Here is an 18,338-nt window from a genome sequence, read left to right on the forward strand (position 1 = left end):
CTCAGCTCGCCGCGCGCTGAATGATGATGTCGCCGTGCCGCGTACGGGCATGCACCATGACCTTGTCGTCGGACGGGCCGGCGTCGCCCTGCGATGAAACGAAGTTGTGCACCGCTCCCCGCTCACTGTCGACGTCGACGGAGGCCGCGGCGCCCTCGCTGATGCCGACCTCGATGTTGCCGGAGCCGTTCATCAGTTTCGCCTGACCGTGCGTCATCCGGCCGATCCGAATGGCGCCGCTGGCCGTCTTGGCGGTAATGCTGCCGTCGGCGCGGTCGATGTCGAATCCACCACTCGCGCTGCTCAGATCGAGGGCGGCCGAGGCGTGGCCGATCCAGGCCCGGCCGCCCGAGCTCGAGATCCCGACGACGCCCTCGACCTCGCCGATCCGCACCTCGGGCGCCGCGCCTTCGATGTCGGCGCGCCCGGAGATGTGGCCGACCACGACCTCGCCGGCCGAGATGTTCGCGTGCAGGGCGTCGATGCGATCCAGCTCGACCCGGCCCGATGCCATGTGCAGCTCGCATTCGCCGAACGATCCGTCGGCCCGGACGCTCGAGTACGCCAAGTAGGCGACCAGGCTGGACCCGGCGGGCAGCTCGATCGTGATGGCGACCGAACCGTTCTTGCTGCCGGCGGCGGTCGTCTTGACCGACAGCTGACCGTCGGCGAACTCGACCTTGGTCTTGCCGGCCACCTTGACGTCAGACCGGCTCGCCGCGTCGATGGGTTCGACCAGCACGACGGTGTCGGCCCGGTCGGTCGCGGTGACCCGCACCCGAGCACCGGCGACCTGAACGGTGGCGGCGATGGGCCCTGGCGTGACGAATGTAGGCATCACAACTCTCCTCGTACGTCGATCTCGTTGATGGGCTCGACCGCCCGAATTGGTCAGGCGCGCTTCTTGAAGGTGGAGAGCGACCACACGAACCCGATCGCGGCGATCCCGACGCACCAGACGATGGCCTGGACCGCGCTGCTCGTCGAGGCCGGTTCACCGGCCAGCAGACCGCGCAGGGTTTCGATGATCGGGGTGAAGGGCTGGTACTCCGCGAACTGCCGTACGCCGGCGCCCATCGTTGCAGCCGGCACGATCGCACTGCTCAGGAACGGCAGCATGATCAGCGGTACGCAGGCCATCCCCGCCGATTCCGGGGTCCTGGCGAACAGTCCCAGCGCGACCGTGATCCAGCTGGTCGCGAACGAGACCAGCACGATCAGACCGATCGCACCGAGCCATTCGGCGAAACTCGCGTCCGGCCGGAATCCCACCGCGAACGCGACACCGATGATGGCCGCGACGGCGATCAGGCTGCGGAGCAGGGTCTCGGCGACGTGCGCGACCAGTACGGCGCTGCGGGAGATGTCCATCACCTTGAACCGGTTGATGATCCCCTTGGTCATGTCGGTGTTCACGGCCGTCGCGGTCGCGCTCAGTCCGTAGCAGATCGCCAGGATGATCATGCCCGGCGTCGCGTGGTCGATGTACTTCTCACCGACGTCGAACGCGCCGCCGATCACGAAGACGAACATCAGCAGGAGCACGATGGGGAGCAGGATCGCGTTGAACACCGCGACCGGGTTCCGCACAGTGTGCTTGAAGTTGCGACCGAGCATGGTCGTCGAGTTGCTCATGATGCGTTCACCTTCGTGTTGGTACGGCCGGTCAGGGAGAGGAAGACGTCGTCGAGGTCCGGGGTGTGCACCGAGAACTCCTCGACATCGATCGAGTAGGCATCGAGCTGGTCCAGCAGGTCGCGGACCGATTTCGCCCGGCCGTCACTGGGGACCCGCAAGGTCAGGTCGTCCTCGGCGTCCCGCGTCGAGTCGGTCAGGACCTGCTGCGCGGCGTCGAGTTCGGCGTCGCCGGCGAACCGGAGCCGGACATGGCTGCCGCCGATCAGGCGCTTGAGCTCGGCGGGCGTGCCCTGGGCGACCAGCTTGCCCTGGTCGAGCACCGCGATCCGGTCCGCGAGCCGATCGGCCTCGTCCAGGTACTGGGTGGTCAGGAAGATGGTGACGCCCTCGGCCACCAGCTGGCGGATGATGTCCCACATCGTCCGCCGGCTGCGCGGGTCCAGACCCGTCGTCGGCTCGTCCAGGAAGATGATCCGGGGCTTGCCGACCAGGGTCATCGCCAGATCCAGCTTCCGGCGCATCCCGCCGGAGTACGTCGCCACCATCTTCTGCGCCGACTCCGTCAGGTCGAACCGCTCGAGCAAGTCCGCGACGATGCGCTTGCCCTCGGCGGATTCGATGCGCTTGAGATCCGCCATCAGCTGCAGGTTCTCCTGGCCGGTGAGCAGCTCGTCCACCGCCGCGAACTGGCCGGTGACCCCGATCGCCGCGCGGACGGCCTTGGTCTCGGTGGCCACGTCATGACCGGCGACACGGACTATGCCGCCGTCGGCCTTCATCAACGTGGTCAGCACGTTGACCGTCGTCGTCTTGCCCGCGCCGTTCGGCCCGAGCAGGGAGAAGACCGTACCCGCAGCGACCTCCAGGTCGATGCCGTCGAGAACGACCTTGTCCTTATAAGCCTTGCGCAGCCCCGAGGCCGCGATCGCTGAACTAGTCATGCGACTACCTTCGCCGCCCCACCAGCCACCACCCTGACACGCCCCTGACACCACCTGACGCGGCGGGCGGGCCGGTCAGCGAGGCCGACCCACGGTCCCCTGAACCGAGCCTCCAGGCGAGATTCAGTGCCTGGCTGTCACCGCGGGAGCAACACCTCAGTCACCCGGCAGTCGCTTACGCCGAGATCACCAGGCTTCGTTGGGCTTTTACTAAGCGCGCGACGGCAGGAGCCCGCGTGCCGGAGGGCGGGTGGGAGCGGTGCGAGTGAGTGACGAAGGAGCGAACGTAGATGCCGCGCGGGAACAAACACCCACAGTCGCCCGGCAGATGGTTACCCGAGATCACCAGGTTTCGTTGGGCTTTCACTAAGCGCGCGACGGCAGGAGCCCGCGTGCCGCAGGGCGGGTGGGAGCGGCGCGAGTGAGCGACGAAGGAGCGAACGTAGACGCCGCGCGGGATGGATGCTGGTGGTGCGAAGGCTTTGGTTGGGGTTATCTATCTGGTAACTGGGCGGCGTAAGATCCGGCCGTGACGTTGCGACGTGGTGACCTGGCGCCACCCGCGCGGACGCTGGTGGATGTGTTGCAGGAGACGGCGAGCAAGTACGCCGATGAGCCTGCGCTGGACGACGGCCATGTCAGTCTGAGTTATCGCGAACTGCTCAACCAGACGTCCAAGTTCGCCGCGCGTCTCACCGAGGCCGGGATCGGGCCGGGCGACCGGGTCGGGGTGCGGATCTCGTCGGGGCACAACGATCTGTACGTCGCGATCCTCGGGACCATGCAGGCCGGGGCGGCGTACGTCCCGGTGGACGCCGACGACCCCGACGAGCGGGCGGAGCTGGTGTTCGGCGAGGCCGATGTCGCGGCTACGGTCGGCGACGACCTGGAGCTCACCCTCACCCGCCCGCAAGCCGCGCCGATCCCGAGCGACGACAACGACAACGCCGACGGCTACTTCGACTACCCGTACAGCGCCCGGATGGACTCCTCCGGTACGACGGACACCCCCAGAGCCCACGGCGGTCCGGAGCCGACCGACGACGCGTGGATCATCTTCACCTCGGGCTCGACCGGCGTACCCAAAGGCGTCGCCGTCACCCACCGGTCGGCCGCGGCGTTCGTGGATGCGGAGGCGCGGCTGTTCCTCCAGCAGGAGCCGATCGGGGCGGACGACCGGGTGCTCGCGGGCCTGTCCGTCGCGTTCGACGCGTCCTGTGAGGAGATGTGGCTCGCCTGGCGGCATGGTGCGTGCCTGGTGCCGGCGCCGCGCTCGCTGGTCCGGACCGGTATGGACCTCGGACCGTGGTTGGTTGCCCAAGGCATCACTATCGTCTCGACCGTGCCGACGCTGGCGGCGCTCTGGCCGGCCGACGCGCTCGACCAGGTCCGGCTGCTGATCTTCGGCGGCGAGGCCTGCCCGCCCGAGCTCGCCGAACGGCTCGCGATCGACGGCCGCGAGGTCTGGAACACGTACGGACCGACCGAGGCCACGGTCGTCGCCTGCGGCGCCCAGCTGACCGGCGAGGGCCCGGTCCGGATCGGTCTCCCCTTGGACGGCTGGGATCTGGCCGTGGTCGATGCTGCGGGCAACGAAGTGCAAGAGGACGAGATCGGCGAGCTGATCATCGGCGGTGTCGGCCTGGCCCGGTACCTCGACCCGGCCAAGGACGCCGAGAAGTTCGCCCCGATGCCGAGCCTGGGCTGGGAGCGCGCGTACCGCAGCGGCGACCTGGTCCGCAACGACCCCAAAGGCCTCCTGTTCCAGGGCCGCGCCGACGAGCAGGTCAAGCTCGGTGGCCGCCGGATCGAGCTGGGCGAGGTCGACGCCGCACTCCAGGCCCTTCCCCAGATCTCCGGCGCCGCCGCCGCGGTCCGCAACAGCGCCGCCGGTAACCAGTTGCTGGTCGGGTACGTCGTACCCGAAGACCCGGCAGCGTTCGACCAGGCCAAGGCGACCGCGAGACTGCGCGAGGAACTGCCCGCGGCGCTCGTCCCCCTGCTGGCCGTCGTCGACACGCTGCCGACCAGGACGTCCGGCAAGGTCGACCGCAACGCGCTGCCCTGGCCGCTGCCCGGGATGGACAGCGACGGCCCGGCGGCCGAGCTCAGCGGGACCGAGGGCTGGCTGGCCGAGCGGTGGACGAAGGTCCTCGGCGCGACCGTCACCGGCCCGGACAACGACTTCTTCCTGCACGGCGGCGGCAGTCTGGCTGCCGCCCAGCTGGTGTCGGTGCTGCGCGAGCGGTACCCGGACGTGACCGTCGGCGACATCTACGAGTACCCGCGCCTCGGCGCGCTCGCGGACCGGCTCGACGAGTCCCAACCAGTGGCGTACGTGCCGGTCGAGATCCGGGACATCCGGCCGACGCCGAAGAGCACGCAGCTCCTGCAGACCGCGCTCACGCTCGTCCTGCAGACTGTGGTCGGCGTTCGCTGGCTGGTCTACCTGTTCACGCTGAACAACGTGCTCGCCGAGCTGGCGGGCCCGCTGCCCTGGGCCAGGACGGTCTCGTGGTGGTGGATCCTGGTCGGCTGGCTACTCCTGATCACCCCCGCCGGCCGGATGGGCATCGCCGTCGTCGGCGCGCGCATCCTCCTCCGCAACCTGAAACCCGGCACCTACCCCCGCGGCGGCACGGAGCACGTCCGGCTGTGGGCCGCCGAGAACCTCTCGGACGCTGCCGGCGCGGCCAACCTGGCCGGCGCCCCCTGGATCGCGTACTACGCCCGCGCACTCGGCGCGAAGGTCGGCCGCGGTGTCGACCTGCACACCCTGCCGCCGGTGACCGGCATGCTCACGATGGGCCGCGGCGCGTCGATCGAGCCCGAGGTCGACCTCGCCGGCTACTGGATCGACGGCGACCGGCTGCACGTCGGCCCGGTGACTGTCGGCGCGGAGGCCGTGGTCGGTTCCCGGAGCACGCTGCTGCCCGGCGCCGAGATCGGCCGGAACGCCGAGATCGCGGCCGGCTCGGCCGTCTCCGGCAAGGTCCCCCCGAACGAGCGCTGGTCCGGCTCCCCCGCGAGCCGCGTCGGCCGGGCCCGGCACCCGTGGCCGGACCACCGGCCCGATCGTGCCCCCTGGTGGGTGCTCGCGTACGGCGTTCAGTCCGCCGTGATGTCGCTGATCCCGGTGGCCGCGGCCGCCGCGGCACTCGTCGTACTCGGCAACGCGATCAAAGGCACCGAGACGCTCCAGGCAGCCGCACTCAAGGCGCTGGGCGCGATCCCGCTGATGACCCTCGTCGGGTTCGTGACGCTCGCCGTCCTGACGCTGGTCGGCGTCCGCCTGCTCGGGATCGGCATCAAACCCGGTCACTACCCGGTCCGCAGCCGGATCGGCTGGCAGGTGTGGGCGACCGAGCGGCTGCTGGACACCGCGCGGACCCTGCTGTTCCCGCTGTACGCGAGCCTGCTCACGCCCTGGTGGCTGCGAGCCCTCGGCGCGAAGATCGGCCGCGACGTCGAGGCGTCGACGGTCCTGCTGCTGCCGAAGATGACGACCGTCGGCGAGGGCGCGTTCCTGGCCGACGACACGATGATCGCGTCGTACGAGCTGGGTGGCGGCTGGCTGCACGTGGCCGGCGCGAAGGTCGGCAAGCGCGCCTTCCTCGGCAACTCCGGCATGACCGCGCCCGGCCGGTCCGTGCCCAAGAACGGCCTGGTCGCGGTGCTCTCCGCGGCCCCGAAGAAGTCCAAGGCCGGTACGTCGTGGCTCGGTTCGCCACCGGTGAAGCTCCGGCGGCAGGCGGTCGAGGGCGACCAGAGCCGGACCTTCAACCCGCCGTTCAAGCTCAAGGTCGCCCGGGCGCTGGTCGAGCTGTGCCGCTTCGTCCCGATGATGTGCACGGTCCTGATCGCACTCGGCGTCCTGTTCGCGCTGCAGGCGCTCGACATCTGGCTCGGGCCGTGGGTGACCCTGCTGCTGTCCGGTGCGGTGATCCTGGCCGCGGGCGCGGTCGCGGGCGGCATGGCGACGGTCGCCAAGTGGCTGATCGTCGGCCGGACCCGCGCGGTCGAGTATCCGCTGTGGAGCTCGTTCGTCTGGCGCAACGAGGTGGTCGACAGCTTCGTCGAGCTGGTCGCGGCGCCCTGGTTCGCGAACGCCGCCGCGGGTACGCCGGTCCTCAACCTGTGGCTGCGGTCTCTCGGGGCCAAGATCGGCAAGGGTGTCTGGTGCGAGACGTACTGGTTACCCGAGGCCGATCTGGTCACCCTCGGCGACGGTGCGGCGGTGAATCGCGGTTGCGTGCTGCAGACGCACCTTTTTCATGATCGTGTTCTCTCCATGAGCACAGTCACCTTCGGACCAGGAGCAACCCTCGGGCCCCATGGCATCGTCCTGCCCGCCGCCAGTGTCGGGGCAGGAGCTACCATCGGCCCGGTGTCTCTCGTGATGCGTGGTGAAGGAGTGCCGGCCGGGACGCGCTGGGCTGGGAACCCGATCGCTCCCTGGCAGGGCTGATGGTTGGCCCGCTCAAACGACAGCTGGGCAACGGGCAGCCGGGAGCGACGACGGCCGGCGACCGGTACGTGCCCACCCACGGCAACGGCGGCTACAAGGTCGAGTCGTACGAGCTGGACCTGGACTACCGGGTCAGCAGCAACCGCCTGAGCGGCAAGGCGACGATCACCGCCTTCGCCACCGAGGCACTCTCCCGGGTCAGCTTCGACCTGACCGGCCTCCGGGTGTCGAAGGTGTCGGTGAACGGCCGGCGGCCGCAGCGGTATGTGCACCGCCAGGGCAAGCTGCACGTCACCCCGGCCGCGGCGATCATGGACGGCGCCGAGTTCACCGTCGAGGTCCAGTACGCCGGCAACCCGAAGCCCGAGGACAGTCCGTGGGGCGAGCTCGGCTGGGAGGAACTCACCGAGGGCGTGATCGTCGCCAGCCAGCCGAGTGGCGCGGCCACCTGGTTCCCGTGCAACGACCACCCCGGCGACAAGGCGCACTACCGGATCACGGTCACCACCGATTCGCCGTACCAGGTGGTGGCGAACGGGCGGCTGGTGTCGAGGCGGGTGAAGGCCAGCCGGACCACGTGGGTCTTCGACCAGGCCGCGCCGATGGCGACGTACCTGGCGACCGTCCAAATCGGCCGGTACGAGGTGGTCGACCTGGCCGCGTCGCCGGTGCCGACCCGGGCGGTGTTGCCGGGGGCCCAGATCCGCGAGTTCAAGACGGACTTCGGCCGGCAGCAGGACATGATGAAGCTGTTCTGCCGGTTGTTCGGGCCGTATCCGTTCGGCGGGTACACGGTCGTGGTGACGGACGACGACCTCGAGATTCCGCTGGAGGCGCAGGGCATCTCGGTGTTCGGCAGCAACCATGTGGACGGCCGTCGTACCTCGGAGCGGCTGGTCGCGCACGAGCTCGCGCACCAGTGGTTCGGCAACAGCCTGACCCCGTCGAGCTGGCAGCATATCTGGCTGAACGAAGGTTTCGCCTGCTACGCCGAGTGGTTGTGGTCTGAGGAGTCGCGCGGCCTGACGGCGGAGCAGCAGGCGGCCAAGGCTCACGCGCGGCTGCGGGGCCTCCCACGGGACCTGATGCTGTCGGATCCGGGCCCGGAGCTGATGTTCGACGACCGCCTCTACAAGCGCGGTGCGATCACCCTGCACGTTCTCCGCCGCCACCTCGGCGACGTGGCCTTCTTCGATCTCCTCCGTGCCTGGACCAAGACCTACCGGCACGGCTCGGTGACCACCGCCGAATTCATCGCGCTCGCCTCCACCTTCAGCCCCGACGAGGAGGCCCTACGCCACCTCTTCGCCGCCTGGCTGGACACCTACGATCTGCCGCCGCTACCCCGGACCCGGCTGCACTAGCCGTCTGCCGGTGTGCGGGCCACCTCGGCGGCGGCCTTCAGGAAGCGTTCGGTGAGAGGCGTTCTGGTGGCCCAGGCGGCGCCGGTCCACCAGGTGGCGGCGCGGCCGGGCAGCGGGATCAGGCGGACCTCGGGCGGCGCGATCCGCTCGGCGGTCTGCGGTACGACGGCGGGCCCGGCACCGGCCGCGGTCAGGGCCAGGACGGTCTGCAGGTCGCCGGCCTCCTGAAGTACTTGCGGGTGGCAACCGAGTTCGGCGTACAGGCTGTTGATCTGGGCGGTCAGGCCGGGCCCACGAGCCGGGGTGAGGCGGACCAGCGGGCGGGCGTCGATCCAGCTGACCAGATCGCGCGGGACGTCCGCGCTCGCCGGGACCGCGAGGGTGAGCCGGTCTCGTCGTAACCGAAGGTGTTCGAGGCCGGCCGGGACGGGGAGCCGGACGAAGCCGATCTGGAGACTGCCGGCCAGCAGCCGCTCGCACTGGACCACCGACGACATGTCCTCGAGCGAGATCGTGACGCCGGGCCAGCGGCTGCGGAACAGCGCGACCGCGTGCGGCGCGAGCTCGATCCCGGACAACCCGAACCCGATCGCCAGGGAGCCCTCGGCCCCCGCCGCGACCTGGGCGGCCCGCCGATCGAACGCCTCGGATCGGTCCAGCAACTCCAGAGCGTCAGGAAGCAGCAGCTCCCCGGCCGGGGTCAGCCGGGCACCATGCCGGCCCCGGCTGAACAGCACCGAACCGACCCGACGCTCCAGCACCTGGATCTGCTTGGTCAGTGCCGGCTGACTGGTCGACAACTCTTCGGCCGCGGCACCGAAGTTCCGCAGCCGGGCGACGGTGACGAACGCCCGGAGCAAGCGCAGATCCATAACCCCAGGATATGGAATCGTATCGAACGGCTATTGGACGTCATCAATGCCCGGGCGTTTCGATGGTCGTATGACAGCCTTCCGCGCCGCCGTCGTCCAGTTCGAACCGACTCCCGATCAGCCCGCGATCAATCTCGCCACGGTCGAGCGGCTGGCCCGGCAGGCGGTCGCGGACGGCGCCCGGCTGGTCGTGTTCCCCGAGCTGTGTCTGCTCGGTTACTGGCACCTGCGCCGGCACACCGCCGAGCGGCTGCACGAACTGGCCGAGCCGGCTGACGGGCCGCTGATCAGCCGGATCCGTGCCCTGGCGAAGGAACTGGACGCCGGTCTCGGTGCCGGCTTTCTCGAGGATGCCGATGGCAAGCTCTTCAACTCGTACGCCGTCTGCCTGCCGACCGGCGAAGTCCACGTTCACCGGAAGATGCACGCGTTCGAGCACGAGGCGATCGCGAGCGGGTCGTCGTACACGGTGTTCGACACGCCGTGGGGGTTCCGGGCCGGGGTGCTGATCTGCTGGGACAACAACCTGGTGGAGAACGTCCGGATCACGACGTTGCTCGGCGCAACCGTCCTGCTCGCGCCGCACCAGACCGGCGGGACGAACTCCCGCAGCCCGCACGGCATGAAGCCGATCCCGCAGGAGATCTGGGATCGCCGGGAGCAGGATCCGGAGGCTGTCCGGGTGGCCTTCGACGGGCCGAGCGGGCGGGGCTGGCTGATGCGGTGGCTGCCGGCGCGGGCTCACGACAACGGTCTGTTCGTCCTGTTCAGCAACGGCGTCGGCCGGGACGACGACGAGCTGCGCACCGGGAACGCGATGATCCTCGATCCGTACGGCCGGATCGTCGCCGAGACCCCGGTGCCCGACGAGGCCGTGGTGGTCGCCGACCTGGACCTCGACCTGGTGCCGATGGCAACCGGCCGCCGCTGGCTCCGCGGCCGCAGGCCGGAGCTCTACGGCCTGCTCACGCAGGTCATGGGAGACGAGCTGGACCCGAGGGCCGCACGCTTCTCGACGGATCCTGTCAGCCTGCCGGGACCGGAGGGTCAGTAGATCAGGGCGGTCGCGATCGCCGCGATGCCCTCGCCGCGGCCGGTGAACCCCAGGCCGTCAGTGGTTGCGGCGCTGACCGACACCTCGGCATCGCAGGCCGCGCTGAGCACCTTCTCCGCCTCCTGCCGGCGGGCACCGATCCGCGGCCGGTTGCAGACGATCTGGACCGAGACGTTGCCGATCTCGAATCCTGCCGCCCGCACCCGCCGAGCCGCCTCCGCCAGGAGCGCGACTCCGGCGGCACCGGCCCACTCAGGCTCGGCCGTGCCGAAGTTCGATCCCAGGTCACCCAACCGCGCCGCACTCAGCAGCGCGGTGCAGATCGCATGCGCTGCCGCATCCCCGTCCGAGTGCCCCGAAAGCCCGGAAGTCTCATCCGGCCAGTGCAAACCGGCCAGCCACATCGGGCGGCCTTCCTCCAGCGGGTGTACATCGATGCCGTTCCCGACCCGTGGGACCTTCACGCCAGCCGCCTCTCCGCCAGCAACGCCTCGGCCAGCAGCAGGTCCTGCGGTCGCGTCACCTTGAACGCGTCCGGCGACCCCTCGACCGTCATCACGGTGACTCCGAGGCGCTCACACAGCATCGCGTCGTCGGTCGCCCCGACCACGCCGGCGGCATGCGCACGACGCAGTACGGCGGGATCGAACCCCTGTGGCGTCTGTACGGCGACCAGCGACGACCGGTCGGGTGTGTCGACCACTTCACCCGTCGGCGCGACCCGCTTGATCGTGTCGGTCACCGGCACCACCGGTACGACGGCCTGGGCTCCACCGCGGACCGCCGCGACGACCCGCTCGATCACATCGACCGGGACGAAGGCGCGCGCCGCGTCGTGCACCAGGATGCAGTCGATCCCGTCGACCGGGACCACGTCGAGGGCCGTCCGGACCGAGTCGGCCCGCTCGGCGCCGCCCGGGACCACGAGCAGCCGGGCGTCACCGGCGTACGGCTCGAGTTCCTTGCCGACGGCCTCTTCGGTGCCCGGCGGGACGGCGATCACGAAACAGCTGAGGCCGGCGGCGGTCGCTGCCTTCAGTCCACGAACCGCGTGGACCAGCAGCGATTCGCCACCGACCTCTCGAAACGCTTTGGGTGTCTCACCACCGAGCCGCAACCCGAGCCCGGCCGCCGGAATGATCGCCGCGGTGCTCATGCGAACTCCGGGCAGGACGGCAGGATCACGTGTTCCGACTCGACCTGATCGTGGTGCTGATCAGGAGGCGAGGACCTCGTCGAGGATGGCCTCCGCCTTGTCCTCGTTGGTGTGTTCGGCCAGGGCCAGCTCGGAGACGAGAATCTGGCGAGCCTTCGCCAGCATCCGCTTCTCACCGGCGGACAGACCACGGTCACGCTCACGGCGCCACAGGTCGCGAACGACCTCCGCCACCTTCATCACGTCACCGGAGTGCAGCTTCTCCAGGTTCGCCTTGTAACGACGCGACCAGTTGGTCGGCTCCTCCGTGTGCGGCGCCCGCAGCACGTCGAAGACGCGCTCCAGACCGGCCTGATCCACGACGTCACGCACGCCGACAAGATCGAGGTTGCACGCGGGGACCCGGACGACCAGGTCGTTCTGAGCGACGATCCTCAAGACCAGATAGGTCTTGTCCTCACCTTTGATCTGACGGGTCTCGATGTCCTCGATGACGGCCGCACCATGGTTGGGGTAAACAACCGTCTCGCCGACTGTGAAAGTCATATGTCACGTGCCCCTTTCCGAGTCCTATCCTACCACGGGGCCGGTGGTCCGGTCGGACGTTTGCGCTGGTCAGAGGCCACTTCTCGCCTTGACAAACGCTCTCAGCCGTGCCTCGCGCGTGCGTGAACTGTTGCCCAGGACATCACTCCGGGACCTCCGTGACACCCGGTGAGACCCCTCCCGCCGTCGGGTCCGGGCCAGGTGCGGGCTACGCTTTGGTGCGCCGGAGGCCGCTGCCTGACGGCCTCGAACAGCTTGTACGAGAGGGATTCCAGTGCCGATCACGTTGTCCTCGCGGTCCGTCCGGCGTACCGCGCTGGCGGGTGCCGCCGCCACTCTCAGTATCGCGCTGGCGGCGTGCAGCGCGAGCTTCGATGCGCAGACCCAGAAGCCGTACCAGGCGGCCGAGGGCACCAACGCCGACTCCGGCTCGCTCCACGTCCGCAACATGCTGGTGCTGGCGGACGCGGACGGCAAGGGCGAACTGCACACCGTCATCGTCAACGACGGCCTCGAGGACGACACCCTGGTCAAGATCTCGCAGGCCCCGGCCGGCACACCGGACGGCCAGGCCGGCGGCGACCAGCCCGCCCTGGTCACGTTCAGCGAGATCAAGACGCCCCTGGACCTGAAGGCCGGGACGTCGACGCTGCTGCCGCCGGCGACCGGTACGGAGACCGACAGCGGCGAGGCGAGCGGCGACCCGATCACGGTCACCGGCGGCAAGCCGGGCCAGGTGGTCAACGTGACCATCACCTTCGGCAAGGCGGCGCCGATCACCTCCTACATCCCGGTGCTGTCCGACGACTACTACTCACCGGGCCCCCTGGGCGACCAGTAGCCGTCCGGCACCCTGTCAGCCCTTGGCCTGGGCCGCCTTGGCCAGGCCCGGCAGCATCTTGTCCAGGACCCACGGGACACTCAGCACGCTGACGGCGCTCATGCCGGAGATGACCTGCTGGTCCTGCAGGGCGTAGGCGCCGCCGCGCTTCACCGCGCCGAGCGAAGAGAAGACCGGGTCGGACAGGAACTTCTGCGTCCCGATCCCGTCGACGTACGCGACCAGGACGTCGGCGTCGACGTCGGCGATCTTCTCCTTGCTGATCGCGAGGGAGAACTCCTTCTTCGTGTTGGTCTTCTCCAGCGCCTCGACGCCCGGCGCGTTCTTGAAGCCCATCTCGTTCAGGATCTGCACCCGCGGATCACCCGGCATGTAGACGTAGTTGTCCGGGCCGAACGAGCCGACCGCGATCGTCTTGCCCTTGAACTCCGGGTGCTCGGTCGCGACCTGGGCGATCTCGTCCTGGACGCCGGTGATCAGCTTCTCCGCGTCGGCCTTCTTGCCGAGCGCCTTACCGACCAGCAGCGTCTGGTCCTGCCAGGTGGTCTGCCACGGCGCCCCCGGGTACGCGACCGTCGGCGCGATGCCACTCAGGGTCTTGTACGTCGCCTCGTCGAAGCCCTCGTACGGCGCCAGGATCACGTCCGGCTTCAGCGCCGCGATCTTCTCGAACGGGTACTTGTCGCCGGTGTCGAGCAGCGTGGTCTTCGCCGGGTCGAACTTGTCCGCGCCCCAAGCGGTGGTCCCCGCCGCGGTTTGGCCGTACGTGACCTTCGGCATCCCGACCGGGGTCTCACCGAGGGCGTAGACCACGTCCTGTGCGTTCCAGCCGAGCGTGACGATCCGCTCCGGCTTCTCGGTGATGGTGGTCTCGCCGAACGTGTTCTTCAACGTGACCGGGAACCCGGCGGACGCCGCACCGGCCGAACTGCCGGTCGACTTGTCGGCGTCGCTGCCGCACGCGGCCAGCGTCGTCGCGACCAGTACGGCGGTGACGGCCGCACCGATCACGCGGGGACGGGACCAGGACATGGTGACTCTCCTCAGAAAAGCGATTGCCTCAACTAAGGGGAGCCTAAGCTAACCCCGAGGTCGTGGCGACCTGCGGGGATGTGACTCAGGACTCGAACTTGTAGCCCAGACCACGCACCGTGACCAGGTGCTGCGGGGTCGACGGGTCCTTCTCGAGCTTGGAACGCAGCCGCTTGACGTGCACGTCCAGGGTCTTGGTGTCGCCCACGTAGTCGGCTCCCCAGATCCGGTCGATCAGCTGCCCGCGGGTGAGCACCCGGCCGGTGTTGCGCAGCAGGATCTCGAGCAGCTCGAACTCCTTCAGCGGGAGCCGGATCTCGGTCCCCGACACGGTCACCACGTGCCGCTCCACGTCCATCCGGACCGGGCCGGCCTCGAGCGTGTCCGGCAGCAGTTCGACATCCTGACCGCGGCGCAGGACGGCGCGGACACGAGCCAGCAGCTCCCGCGGGCTGTACGGCTTGGTCACGTAGTCGTCCGCGCCGAGCTCGAGGCCGACGACCTTGTCGACCTCGGTGTCCTTGGCGCTGACGATGATCACCGGGACGTTGCCCCGGCTGCGCAGTGCCCGGAACACCTCCGTGCCGGACAGACCCGGTAGCATCAGGTCGAGCAGGACGATGTCCGCACCGGCTCGGTCGTACTCGTCCAGCGCGTCCGGTCCGGTCGCCGCGACGGCGACCTCGAACCCTTCCTTGCGCAGCACGTACGACAACGCGTCGCTGTAGCTCTCTTCGTCTTCGACGACCAGCACTCGGGTCACGAAGCTGCCTCCTTGGTCCTGTCTGACGGGGTGGGCGTCAGGTAGCTGGCCGGCTCGTCCTGGCTGGAGGAGTCGGTCTGACCCGCGGCGGGCTCGAGCCGCAGCGGTAGTCTCACGGTGAAGGTGGATCCTTGGCCCTCGACGCTCCAGACGCGCACATCGCCACCATGGATGGAGGCGATGTGCTTGACGATCGAGAGGCCGAGTCCGGTGCCGCCGGTTTCGCGGCTGCGGGCCCGGTCGACCCGGTAGAACCGCTCGAAGATGCGTTCCAGGTCGCTGCTCGGGATGCCCACGCCCTGGTCGGAGACGGTGACCTCGACCAAGTCGCCGATCGGATGCGAGGCGACCGCGACCCGCGTGCCGTCGGGGCTGTAGTTGACCGCGTTCTCGACCAGGTTGCCGATGGCGATGGACAGTTGGTCCTCGCTGCCCATCACCTCCAGGGCCGGCTCGGTCTTCACCACGATCTTGATGTCGCGATCCTCGGCGTCGACCCGGCAGCGATCCACCGCGCTCTCGATGACGGCGTTGATGTCGACCGGGCCGGGGTTCTCCAGCGGGTCGTCACCCTGCAGCCGGGAGAGCTCGATGATCTCCTTGACCAGCCGGCTCAGCCGGGAGGCCTCGACCCGCATCCGGTCGGAGAACCGCTGCACCGCCTCAGGATCGTCGGCCGCCTCGGACACCGCGTCGGCGAGCAGGATCAGCGCGCCGACCGGGGTCTTCAGCTCGTGGCTCACGTTGACGGTGAAGTCCCGCCGGATCGCCTCCAGCCGCCGCTCCCTGGTCCGGTCCTCGACCAGGACCAGCACCAGCTGGCTACCCAGCGGCGCGACCCGGGCGCTCACGTACTGCGTGGCGCCGAGCCGGCCGCGGACGATCTCGAGGTCCTGCTGGCGGATCTCGCCGTCGCGGCGGACCGCCCGGACCATGGTCAGGATGTCGTCGACCACCAGCCGCTCACCCCGGACGATGCCGAGGACGTGTGCCGGGGCGCTGGCCTGGAGCACCTGGTCCTCCGGACCCATCACCACCGCGGACGAACGCAGTACCGACAGGACGGTGGCGACGCCGTTGGGCACGATAGGGTCCGGAGACACCGGGATCTTGCGCTGGGCCTGCTCGGACAGCATCATCGCGCCGAGCGAAAGCAGGGCCAGGGCTGCGCCGATGACGCCGCCCAGCACCGCCGCCAGCGTGGGGTCCACGGCAACGATGCTACGCGGGCAACCAGCAGGGAAAGACCGAATGATCACCGGATGACCGGGACACGACCTAACTGTTCATCGGTCGTTCACCACTCGTCGCCATCCGGCAACCTCGACGGCATACGGTCACCGGTGGGCGGGTACAGGCATATGTCTGCACTGCGCGCACCGTGGCACCGGACACCACAGATCGGACTCGAACACAATGCGTGACAGCTACCACGAGCAGCTCGACGACATCCTCGCCGAGCTCGAACGGATGACGCGGACGGTGTCGACCGCCGTACGCCGATCGACGGCCGCCCTGCTGGAGGCGGACATCCGCCGGGCCGAAGAGGTCATCGCGGCCGACATCCAGCTGGACGCCGCCGGTGAAGGTGTCGAGGAGAAGGTCTTCGAGCTGATGGCGCGGCAGTCGCCGGTCGCCAACGAGCTGCGGATGCTGGTCGCGGCGCTGCGGATGGTGGCCGACCTGGAGCGGATGGGCGACCTGGCCGCGCACGTGTCGAAGATCGCCCGGATGCGCTACCCGGCCCCGGCGATCCCGGCCGAGCTGCACGACGTGATCGAGGAGATGGGCGCCGTCGCGGGCAAGATGGTCGACGCCGCCGGTGACGTGATCTCGTCCCGCGACGTCGAGGCGGCCGGCAAGCTGGAGGCCACCGACGACGAGATGGACAAGCTGCGGACCAACCAGTTCCGGCTGATGATGGACGAGGCCTGGCCACACGGCGTCGAGGTCGCGGTCGACATGGCCCTGCTCAGCCGGTACTACGAGCGCATCTCCGACCACGCGGTCGCGATGGCCCGCCGGGTCGTCTACCTGGTCACCGGCGAGCTCCCGGTCGCCGTCGGCGGTACCGCCGCCGGCTCCGGCGCCGGCGCCTCCACCCCCAACCCGAACGGCAACTGAATCCGACACAACGGAGCCCCCGGCAATGAACTGGTCCCCGAAAGTTGGACTGGTTAAGTAAGAGGTTGAGGGGTTTCTAGGCAACGAGGGCTTGGGCCCGGTATTGCACCGGGCTCAGGCCCTCGAGTCGTGTGGAGACGCGGTGGTTGTTGTACCAGGTGATGTAGTCGTGGAGCGCGGTGACGAGTGCTGTGGTGTCGGTGTAGATGGTGTGGTGGAAGAGTTCTTCTTTGAGGTGTCCGAAGAAGTTCTCGATGACTGCGTTGTCGAGGCAGTTGCCTTTGCGGGACATCGACTGGATCGCGCCGGCGGTGGCTAGCTGTGCTCGCCAGGAGGCGTGCTGGTACTGGAATCCTTGATCGGAGTGAACCAGGGGCGCCTGGCCGGGTTTGAGAGTGGCGAGGGCGTCGCGCAGTGAGTTGTTGGTCAGGGCCAGGTTCGGTGAGTGGTCGATCGCGTAGGCGATGATCTGCCGGTCGAACAGGTCCATTACCGGCGACAGGTAGATCTTGTGGTTGCTGATGCTGAACTCGGTGACGTCGGTGACCCATTTCTGGTTCGGGGCGGTCGCGGTGAAGTCGCGGGCCAGCAGGTTCGGGGCGGTCTTGCCGGCCTCGCCTCGGTAGGCGTTGTACCGGCGGCGCCGCCGTACCGGGCATTCGAGCCCGAGTTGGCGCATCAGCTTCAGGACGGTCTTCTTGGCCACCCGCCATCCTTGCCCGGCCAGTACGGCGTGGACGCGCCGGTGCCCGTAGCGGCGCTGAGCTGTGTGGAACGCGGTCGTGATCGCGGTCTTCAAGTCAGCCTGTGGGTCCGGTCGAGCCAGGCGGGCGCGGTGGTAGAAGAACGTGGACCGGGCCAGACCCGCGGCTTGCAGCAGCGCGTCGAGACGGTGTTCTGCCTTGAGGGAGATGACGGCCTCGACCTTCATTGCCGTGGTTGTTCCCTCAAGGCCCGCAATTTTCCCAGGTAGGCGTTCTCTGCCCGCAACCGCTCGTTCTCCCGGCGAAGCTGCTCCAACTCCGACTCCGGGCCCGCCGCCGCGTCCGGATCCCTGGGCCGCCTGCCCTTCGGCTTGGGCCGCAACCCACCAGCACCCTCACGCCGATACGTCCGCACCCACGTCTGCACCAACTGCGGCGATGACAGCTCGAGCTCGGCCGCCAACTCCGTCGCCGGCTCACCAGCCACGAACCGCTCCACCACGGCCAGCTTGAACTCGAACGAGTACGACCGCTTCGTCGGCCTGCTCACCAACGCTCCTCTGCCCCAGATCTGCCAGCGCCGATACAACAGCTTCACCGGCCAGAGCGCCACACCCAGCAGCCTCGCCACCGAGCGATACCCCCGGCCCCCCTCGAACCACGCTACCGCCCGTTCACGCTGCTCCACGGACAAAGAACTACGTCGATCCAAAACGAACACTCCCCAGGAGTCGGAACTGATTTCTCGGTCCAACTACCGGGGAGCGGTTCACAACCACCTGGTTGCCGGGGGCTCCTTGTGTTCGAACGGACTCGATCAGGCGGACAACCCGGT

General features: G+C 69.0%; 17 protein-coding genes. 5 read left to right on the forward strand and 12 right to left on the reverse strand.

Going from position 1 to position 18,338, the window contains the following annotated elements; genetic code table 11:
* Window position 1 precedes the first annotated feature (1 nt).
* The 3 genes from OG876_RS08100 to OG876_RS08110 are packed head-to-tail and all read right to left on the reverse strand — an operon-like array spanning window position 2 to window position 2,579.
* Window positions 2–838 (reverse strand): DUF4097 family beta strand repeat-containing protein, encoded by an 837-nt coding sequence (locus OG876_RS08100; protein WP_328524164.1) that lies wholly within the window; start codon window positions 836–838, stop codon window positions 2–4.
* A 53-nt stretch (window positions 839–891) separates the two neighbouring features.
* The gene (locus OG876_RS08105) at window positions 892–1,635 is read right to left on the reverse strand and encodes an ABC transporter permease (protein WP_328524165.1); all 744 of its coding nucleotides are present in this window, start codon (window positions 1,633–1,635) and stop codon (window positions 892–894) included.
* Window positions 1,632–2,579, reverse strand: a complete 948-nt coding sequence (locus OG876_RS08110) for an ATP-binding cassette domain-containing protein (RefSeq protein WP_328524166.1) — start codon at window positions 2,577–2,579, stop codon at window positions 1,632–1,634. Before OG876_RS08110 ends, OG876_RS08105 begins: the two co-directional genes overlap by 4 nt.
* Before the next feature lie 529 nt (window positions 2,580–3,108).
* Here OG876_RS08110 and OG876_RS08115 point away from each other — a divergent pair.
* Window positions 3,109–7,047, forward strand: coding sequence for a Pls/PosA family non-ribosomal peptide synthetase (locus OG876_RS08115; protein ID WP_328524167.1), 3,939 nt, complete (start codon window positions 3,109–3,111; stop codon window positions 7,045–7,047).
* Complete coding sequence (locus OG876_RS08120; RefSeq protein WP_328524168.1) at window positions 7,047–8,411, forward strand: M1 family metallopeptidase; 1,365 nt, start codon at window positions 7,047–7,049, stop codon at window positions 8,409–8,411. Before OG876_RS08115 ends, OG876_RS08120 begins: the two co-directional genes overlap by 1 nt.
* On the opposite strand, the gene OG876_RS08125 is transcribed toward OG876_RS08120, so the two are convergent.
* On the reverse strand, window positions 8,408–9,283 hold the full coding sequence (locus tag OG876_RS08125; protein ID WP_328524169.1) for a LysR family transcriptional regulator: 876 nt from the start codon (window positions 9,281–9,283) through the stop codon (window positions 8,408–8,410). The two genes, OG876_RS08120 and OG876_RS08125, sit on opposite strands and share 4 nt — an antisense overlap.
* A gap of 70 nt (window positions 9,284–9,353) precedes the next feature.
* On the opposite strand from OG876_RS08125, the gene OG876_RS08130 reads away from it, so the two are divergent.
* Window positions 9,354–10,337, forward strand: coding sequence for a nitrilase family protein (locus OG876_RS08130; protein ID WP_328524170.1), 984 nt, complete (start codon window positions 9,354–9,356; stop codon window positions 10,335–10,337).
* Here OG876_RS08130 and ispF read toward each other — a convergent pair.
* From ispF to OG876_RS08145, 3 genes are read right to left on the reverse strand one after another with little or no spacing between them, the layout of a single operon-like run.
* Window positions 10,331–10,801 carry a 2-C-methyl-D-erythritol 2,4-cyclodiphosphate synthase gene (ispF, locus tag OG876_RS08135; protein ID WP_442914111.1) on the reverse strand — a complete coding sequence of 157 codons (471 nt, stop codon included), beginning with the start codon at window positions 10,799–10,801 and terminating at the stop codon, window positions 10,331–10,333. The genes OG876_RS08130 and ispF overlap by 7 nt on opposite strands.
* A complete protein-coding gene (ispD, locus tag OG876_RS08140; RefSeq protein WP_328524171.1) occupies window positions 10,798–11,493 on the reverse strand; it encodes a 2-C-methyl-D-erythritol 4-phosphate cytidylyltransferase in 696 nt (231 codons plus the stop codon). Before ispD ends, ispF begins: the two co-directional genes overlap by 4 nt.
* A gap of 60 nt (window positions 11,494–11,553) precedes the next feature.
* Entirely contained in the window at window positions 11,554–12,039 is a 486-nt protein-coding gene (locus tag OG876_RS08145) for a CarD family transcriptional regulator (protein ID WP_012918679.1), read from the reverse strand.
* Window positions 12,040–12,313: 274 nt separating this feature from the next.
* On the opposite strand from OG876_RS08145, the gene OG876_RS08150 reads away from it, so the two are divergent.
* Window positions 12,314–12,880 carry a hypothetical protein gene (locus OG876_RS08150; RefSeq protein ID WP_328524172.1) on the forward strand — a complete coding sequence of 189 codons (567 nt, stop codon included), beginning with the start codon at window positions 12,314–12,316 and terminating at the stop codon, window positions 12,878–12,880.
* Between the two features lie 15 nt (window positions 12,881–12,895).
* Here OG876_RS08150 and OG876_RS08155 read toward each other — a convergent pair whose 3' ends face one another.
* The 3 genes from OG876_RS08155 to OG876_RS08165 all read right to left on the reverse strand — a co-directional run bounded on the left by OG876_RS08155 (window position 12,896) and on the right by OG876_RS08165 (window position 15,886).
* The gene (locus OG876_RS08155; protein ID WP_328524173.1) at window positions 12,896–13,912 is read right to left on the reverse strand and encodes an iron-siderophore ABC transporter substrate-binding protein; all 1,017 of its coding nucleotides are present in this window, start codon (window positions 13,910–13,912) and stop codon (window positions 12,896–12,898) included.
* Between the two features lie 85 nt (window positions 13,913–13,997).
* Complete coding sequence (locus tag OG876_RS08160) at window positions 13,998–14,675, reverse strand: response regulator transcription factor (protein WP_328524174.1); 678 nt, start codon at window positions 14,673–14,675, stop codon at window positions 13,998–14,000.
* Window positions 14,672–15,886 (reverse strand): sensor histidine kinase, encoded by a 1,215-nt coding sequence (locus OG876_RS08165; RefSeq protein ID WP_328524175.1) that lies wholly within the window; start codon window positions 15,884–15,886, stop codon window positions 14,672–14,674. The genes OG876_RS08160 and OG876_RS08165 overlap by 4 nt, the downstream gene beginning before the upstream one ends.
* 205 nt (window positions 15,887–16,091) lie before the next feature.
* Between OG876_RS08165 and phoU the strand changes: the two genes are divergently transcribed.
* The gene (gene phoU / locus OG876_RS08170; protein WP_328524176.1) at window positions 16,092–16,799 is read left to right on the forward strand and encodes a phosphate signaling complex protein PhoU; all 708 of its coding nucleotides are present in this window, start codon (window positions 16,092–16,094) and stop codon (window positions 16,797–16,799) included.
* Between the two features lie 76 nt (window positions 16,800–16,875).
* Here the strand turns inward: phoU and OG876_RS08175 are convergent, their stop codons facing one another.
* The gene (locus OG876_RS08175) at window positions 16,876–17,730 is read right to left on the reverse strand and encodes an IS3 family transposase (RefSeq protein WP_328522496.1); all 855 of its coding nucleotides are present in this window, start codon (window positions 17,728–17,730) and stop codon (window positions 16,876–16,878) included.
* A complete protein-coding gene (locus tag OG876_RS08180) occupies window positions 17,727–18,134 on the reverse strand; it encodes a helix-turn-helix domain-containing protein (RefSeq protein WP_328522495.1) in 408 nt (135 codons plus the stop codon). The genes OG876_RS08175 and OG876_RS08180 overlap by 4 nt, the downstream gene beginning before the upstream one ends.
* Between the last annotated feature and the right edge of the window lie 204 nt (window positions 18,135–18,338).

Origin of the sequence: Kribbella sp. NBC_00359 (genome assembly GCF_036097425.1) — a bacterium.
Lineage (GTDB): Bacteria > Actinomycetota > Actinomycetes > Propionibacteriales > Kribbellaceae > Kribbella.